5 protein-coding genes are annotated in these 6,264 nt (G+C 68.7%); 4 read left to right on the top strand and 1 reads right to left on the bottom strand.

The genetic code is table 11. The features are described 5' to 3' along the window. Nucleotides 1–256 precede the first annotated feature (256 nt). The 3 genes from AC1VAN_RS07990 to AC1VAN_RS07980 all read left to right on the top strand — a co-directional run bounded on the left by AC1VAN_RS07990 (nucleotide 257) and on the right by AC1VAN_RS07980 (nucleotide 5,043). Complete coding sequence (locus AC1VAN_RS07990; RefSeq protein ID WP_059063497.1) at nucleotides 257–2,113, top strand: ATP-binding protein; 1,857 nt, start codon at nucleotides 257–259, stop codon at nucleotides 2,111–2,113. A 51-nt stretch (nucleotides 2,114–2,164) separates the two neighbouring features. Beyond that, nucleotides 2,165–4,471, top strand: coding sequence for a tetratricopeptide repeat protein (locus AC1VAN_RS07985; protein ID WP_442251351.1), 2,307 nt, complete (start codon nucleotides 2,165–2,167; stop codon nucleotides 4,469–4,471). A gap of 107 nt (nucleotides 4,472–4,578) precedes the next feature. Beyond that, entirely contained in the window at nucleotides 4,579–5,043 is a 465-nt protein-coding gene (locus AC1VAN_RS07980; RefSeq protein WP_032975994.1) for a YqhG/Tai3 family protein, read from the top strand. A gap of 69 nt (nucleotides 5,044–5,112) precedes the next feature. Here AC1VAN_RS07980 and AC1VAN_RS07975 read toward each other — a convergent pair whose 3' ends face one another. Further along, nucleotides 5,113–5,907 (bottom strand): cytochrome C assembly family protein, encoded by a 795-nt coding sequence (locus AC1VAN_RS07975; protein WP_480985586.1) that lies wholly within the window; start codon nucleotides 5,905–5,907, stop codon nucleotides 5,113–5,115. A gap of 122 nt (nucleotides 5,908–6,029) precedes the next feature. Here AC1VAN_RS07975 and AC1VAN_RS07970 point away from each other — a divergent pair. Beyond that, nucleotides 6,030–6,264: signal recognition particle receptor subunit alpha (locus tag AC1VAN_RS07970; protein ID WP_480985585.1), on the top strand; the 235-nt coding region annotated here is incomplete at its 3' end.

Genomic DNA, 6,264 nt, shown 5'->3' with positions numbered 1-6,264 from the left:
GCGGCGACCCACGGYTTCAARCGCGCCATCGTGCCCAAGGSCAATGCCCCCAAGGGCGGCTCGGTGAAGGGCATGGAAGTGATCGCGGTCGAACGCCTGTCCGAGGCCATCGACGCGGCGTGACCGGGGTCGGGTCCGTGCTCGGACCTGCAGATGCGGCCGACGGCACAGCAGCGGTCAGCCAGCCTGTGCTAGTTTTCCCGGCTCGACGAAGGCGCCCCCTGGCGCCTTTCCGTGGCAAGGAGTAATCGTTTACATGCAGGACCCGATGTTCAGCACCCCCGCCGCCGAAATCCGCCGCGCCGGGGTCGATCTCAATGGACTGATGACGGTGCTGGGCAAGCACCTGTATTCCACGCCGATGGTGGCGCTGCGCGAGCTTGTGCAGAACGCGCACGATTCGATCATCCGTCGCCGTATCGAGCAGCCCGGCATCCAGAGTGTGTCGCGCATCGACGTGCAGGTCGATGTCGCCGCCGGTGTGCTGCGCATCACCGATACCGGTGCCGGCCTGACCCGGCAGGAAATCCACGATTACCTGGCCACGGTCGGTGTCGGTTACACCCGGGGCCTGCGCCAGGACGGCGAGGACGATGAAGGCCTGATCGGCATGTTCGGCCTGGGTTTCCTGTCGGCCTTCGTACTGGCGCGCCGTGTCAGCGTGCGTACCACCTCCTACCAGGCGCCGCAGCTGGGCCACCTGTACGTGTCCAGCAACGCCGAGCAGTACACCGTCAGCGAAGTGCCGGCGCGCGCGATCGGCACCGAGGTCGAGCTGGAGCTGCATCCGGACTTCCTGCCGCTGGCCAACGAAGCGCGCCTGCACGAGGTGCTGGGCCGCTACTGCGCGCTGCTGTCCGAGCCGATCTTCATCGGTGCGGCGGCCGCCGCGATCAATCCCGAACCGCCGCCGTGGCGCGGGCAGGGTGACGTCGCCCTGCATCCGGTGCAGGCACGCCGCCAGGCGCAGCAGTTCGCGGCCCGGTTCGAACACGATTTCGAGCCCATCGTGACGATGCCGCTGCAGTCCGATGGCAGCAGCGACGCCGTCGGCATGCTCTGGGTGCAGGACGGTGCCACCTACGGCACCAGCGACAACCGCAACCTGTCGGTGTTCGTGCGCGGCATGCTGCTGGACGACGATGCGCGCGACCTGCTGCCGCCTTGGGCCGGTTTCATCGGCGGGGTGATCGAATCGTCGAAGCTGACCCCGACCGCCAGCCGCGAGGACCTGCAGCGCGATGACCACTATCGCGCCGTGCAGCACGCCCTGCTGGAAGCGCTGATCGATGGCCTGGCCGACGTCGCCCGGCAGCAGCCCGAAGCCTGGCGCCGCGTACTCAGCCGCCACAATGAAGCCCTGCTGGGCGCGGCGCTGTGCGATGAGCGCCTGTTCGACCTGCTGCTGGAACACGTGCGCGTGCCGACTTCGCAGGGTGACCTGCCGGCCAGCGCGTTGCCGGCGCGCGGCGCAGTGCATGTGATCCTCGACAACGGTGGTGGCTTCGAGGAAATGCTGTTCCGCGCGATGGGCGTGCCGGTCGCGCATGGTCATCGCTACGCGGTGGTGCCGTTCCTGCGGCGCTGGGCCCAGGCCAAGGGCCTGCGCCTGGTCGAACTCGGTACCGAGCAGGGCAACCGCGCACTGTTCCGCACCGACGACAGCCTTGACGATACGCAGTTGGCCTGGCTGCGCGAACACCTGGGCGATGGCGAACAGCTGCTGCCGGCGCGGTTCAGCCCCGAGGCGCTGCCGGTGGTGGTGGTGCCCGACCGCGAAGCCGAACTGAAACAGCGCCTGGAAGACGACGAGAACGACAAGCGCGTATCGATGGCGGCATTGCGGCTGGCGCGCCAGTTCACCGCGCGCATCGAGGCGCGTGCGCCGTCGCGGCTGTACCTCAACCTGGACAATCCAGCGGTGCAGGCGTTGCTGCAGGCCCAGCGCGAGGGCCACCCGCAGGCCGGGGCGGCCGCGCGCCTGCTGCGATCGCTGAAGATCATCGTGTCCGCACAGGGCCGGCCGCTGCAGCAGAGCGCGGCGACGCCGGGCCCCGATCTCAATGGTGCATTTACCGACATTGCCGGTGCCCTGCAGCAGATGCTGCGCTGAGCACCGCTACTCCCTCTCATCCAGCCTTCGCTAGACAGGAGCATTACCCCCATGGATATCTGGAACTGGGTCGAAAAACTGCAGGAAGACCTGCGCCAGGCAGGCCAGGCGCAGAACGCCCACCTGCTGACCCGCCTTGCCGATGAAGTCAGTGAACTGCAGGTCGACCGCGTCGATGCACTGCTGCCCGAAGCGCGCGCGCTGGGCAAGGCGTTGGACAACCCCTGGGTCGACGTCTATGTCGGCCATTGGGCGCTGCGCAACCGCGTCGGCAACCGCGTGGAAGGCGAAAGCGCGCTGGGCGAGTCGGTGGCGCTGTTCGAGCGCGCACACCGTGCCGATACCCTGGACTGCCCGCAGTCGATCTGCGTCACCCAGGATCTTGCCGCCTGCTACGGCAACATCGATGGTCCGGGCTGGGTGCCCGAACGCATCGAGGTCTGCGACGAGACGCTGGGCCGCATCGACCCGAGCTGGGCCTGCTTCCAGTGCCTGAGCTGCGAGAAGGCCGACGCGCTGCTGGACGACGGCCGCGGCCAGGACGCGCTGGATTACCTGCAGGTGCAGGCGGCGGCGATCCAGGCGCGCGGCAAGGAAGTGTTCGACAGCTTCCCTGAAATGCAGATCAAGATCCTGCTGGCCAGCGGCCGTGCGCAGGAAGCGCTGGCGCTGATCGAGAAGCGCGAAGCCGAAGTGGCCGCTGCGGGCGAATACGAGCCTGCCAACTGCACGGTGCCGCGCCGGCTGTCCAAGGCCTGGGCACTGGCCCAGCTGGGGCGCGATGAAGAGGCGCTGCAGCAGCTGGTGCCATGGAGCGAGCTGACGCCGAATCACTGGCGGTTGTGGGCCAATACGGCTTCGACACTGTGCAGCCGTGATGCCGCCCGCAACACCTGGGATCTGGGAACGCGCTTCAACACGATCATCGAGCACTTCGCCGCTGTCGGCGCGCATCGCCTGGTGATCGAGATCGCCGCGTTGAGCCTGGAGCTGGCCCTGCAGCGCGGTGCACGCTGGGTGGCGCAGCGCCAGCTGGGTCTGGCCCGCACCCATCTGGCGCAGCTGCGTCAGGACCGTGGCGCTGCCGCGCTGGTGGCCGGTCTGGCGGCACGCATCGAAGCGCTGCCGCAGATGGCGCCGCTGCCGGTGCCTGCCGCTGAACTGCTGGCGTGGCTGGAAGCGCAGGGCGAACAGAACCAGTCGCGCGATCCCGAGCGCGAAGCGCAGTGGCTGCTGCAGGCGCACGCCGAGCGGCCGGACGACGGCGCGCTGGCCGAGGTCGCCGCCTCGGCGCTGCACGCATGTGGCGCGAAGACGGAAGCGCAGGCGCTGCTGTGGGACTTCGTGCGCGGCCACGCGCAGGAAGACGGCGCGGCGGCCTACACGCTGATGCGTTGGCTGGCCGAGCAGGGCGATGATGATGGCCTGCGCAGGCTGGCCGCGACCTACCGCGACAGCGTGCCGGTGTTCGCGCACTGGTGCGAGGTGCAGCGTGCACGGCGCGCGTCCGACTGGCCTGCACTGGAACAGGCCGCGCAGGCATTGCTGGCGTTGTCGCCAGGCTCGAACGGCGCACGCGGGACGCTTGCCCGCATGTACATGGAGACCGGCCGCTTCAGCGAAGCACAGGCCTGCTATGCGCAGCTGGTGGAACTGCTGGAAGAGCCCAGTGCCGCGCATTGGGACCATATGAGTGCGGCCAGTGCGGCGCGCGACTGGGATGCGGTGCGCCGCTCGGCGGCAGCGATCGGCATGGAACTGTCCAGCCAGCAGGGCGTGGTCGAAGAGCCCTGGGGCTGGGTGATCATCCGCAGCGAAGAAGGCGGCGAGCCGATGGAGTACTACGCCCGCCGCAGCGGCCCGGTGACCGCGCGCATCGTCGAGAACGCACCGGCCAACCGCGCGCAGCAGGTGGGGGACTGGGTGGTGTTCGACGCCGGCCTGATACACCCCGCACCAGAGGACGAAGCGGAGCGCGAGCACTTCATACCGACCTATGCACAGGTGCATGTGCTGGAGCGGGGTGGTTTCGCGCGCAGCTGGCTGGTCGACGGCGCGCACCCGGGCGAGGAGGCATGGAACGCTTTCGTGGAGGCAGCCGAGGGACAGGGCTGGAAGGTGTGGTCGCACAGCCGTGCGGACTACACCGTGACCGATCCGGATGCGGAAGACGGGACGTTGCCGGGCCTGTTGTTCACCGTCGCCCAGCCGCAGGACCATGCGCCGCTGGCGCTGCACCGCTTCCTGCAGCAGGCCACGGCGGACTGGACACATCCACACTGCTGGCTGCGCCTGGCCGAGGCCTGCGACCAGGACCGCCAGCCGCATCTGGACGCGATCGAACGGTACGGGTTGTAATCCCTGCCGCGCTGCGCGTTCGCCGGGCATGGCCCGGCGCTACCGGGCAACACGCATGGGTAGCGCCGGGCCATGCCCGGCGTCCTTCCACCGTCAAGGAACTGGATATGAGAAAGACAGGGACGTGGGTGATCATCGGCCTGCTGCTGGCCCCCACCGTGCAGGCCGCGCCGGCCTGCCAGCAACCGGCTGACGTGGCGCGGGCCTTCTTCGAAGCGACCACCGGCAAGGGCGACCTGCTGGAGCCGCCGCAGGCACTGGTCAGTGCGGCGTTTGCCAAGGCGCTGCATGGCGAGCGTGCCTGCCAGGTGCGCGAAGAGGGCATCTGCACGCTCGATTCCGATCCGTGGCTGGACGCGCAGGACGGGGAGATCGACAGCCCGGTGCGCTACAGCTGGAAGCAGGCCTCGGCCACGGCCGGCCAGGTCGAAATGCGCTATCCGGTCTGGGGCAAGGCCTACGTGACCCGCGTGCCGATGGTGCGCAAAGGGGAGGGCTGCTGGCAGGTCGACGACATCCTCACCAACAGTGGTCGCTCGGTGCGCAGGATCCTGGCCCAACCGCTGCCCTGAGCATCCGGGGCATCCACGCATGGCGTGGATCTACCGTGCTCCGATTGCCGGCCGCTGGCCGGCACGCCTCTAGCGCGAATGCCCGAACACCAGCTCGATCACGAACTGGCTGCCGAAGAACGCCAGCAGCAGCAACAGCATCGCCGTCAGCGTCCAATGCACTGCCTTGGTGCCGCGCCAGCCATAGCGGCGGCGGCCGATCAGCAGCACGCCGAACACGATCCACGACAGCACGCTCAGCACCGTCTTGTGCACCAGCTTCTGCGCCAGCAGGTCGTCGACGAACAGCACGCCGGTGACCAGGGTCAGGGTCAGCAGGGCGAAGCCGACGGTGATCACCCTGAACAGCAGCGATTCCAGATCGGCCATCGGCGGCAGCGCACGCAGCCACGGACGGAATTCACGGCGCCGCAGCGCACGCTCCTGCAGCCACAGCATGATCGCCAGCAGCGCGGCGATGCTCAGCGTGGCGTAGGCCAGCAGTGCCAGCCAGGCGTGGCTGGCCAAGCGCCAGCCCAGCACCTTGCTCGGTTCATGGCCGTAGCCGTGGTAGACCACCAGCAGCAGCGCGGCCAGCGGGAACACCACCACGCCCAGGGTGGACATGCGCCCGCGCGCGCCCACCAGCGAGGTCAGCCACGCCATTCCCAGGCCGACCAGCGACAACGCGGCGAAGAAGTGCATGTCGGGGCCGCCGGTCGTGCGCATCGCCACGAGCACGTGATAACCGCCATGCAGCAGCATCGCCGGCAGCGCAGGCCACAGCCAGGCGGGCGAGGTCACCCCGTCGTTGCGACCAAGGGCGCGCACCAGCAGGGCGSTGGCGGYCAGGTASAGCAGGRYSGCGATGAGAACGATTGTCATCGTKGMAGTTTCGCATACCCCCGSGGTGCTGGCGAYGGGCGTGGCGTCGCAGTCCGGGGAGCGCGGTGGACCCGTTATACTGTGGGCCTTATTGTCCCCCGCTTTCAGACAGGTTGCGCCGCATGTTCGAGTCCCTGACCCAGCGCCTTTCCGGCACCATCGAGCGCCTGCGCGGCCGTGGCCGCCTGACCGAAGAAAACATCCGCGAGGCGACCCGCGAGGTCCGCATCGCCCTGCTGGAAGCCGACGTCGCGCTGCCGGTGGTGCAGGCCCTGATCGAACGCATCAAGGTGCGTGCGGTCGGCCAGGAAGTGCTGAAGTCGCTGACCCCGGGCCAGGCCCTGATCAAGGTCGTGC

This window comes from Stenotrophomonas sp. 05L44_2, from assembly GCF_056665995.1.
Note: the sequence above shows the minus strand (reverse complement) of the source record. Positions and strands in the feature narration are given on the sequence as shown.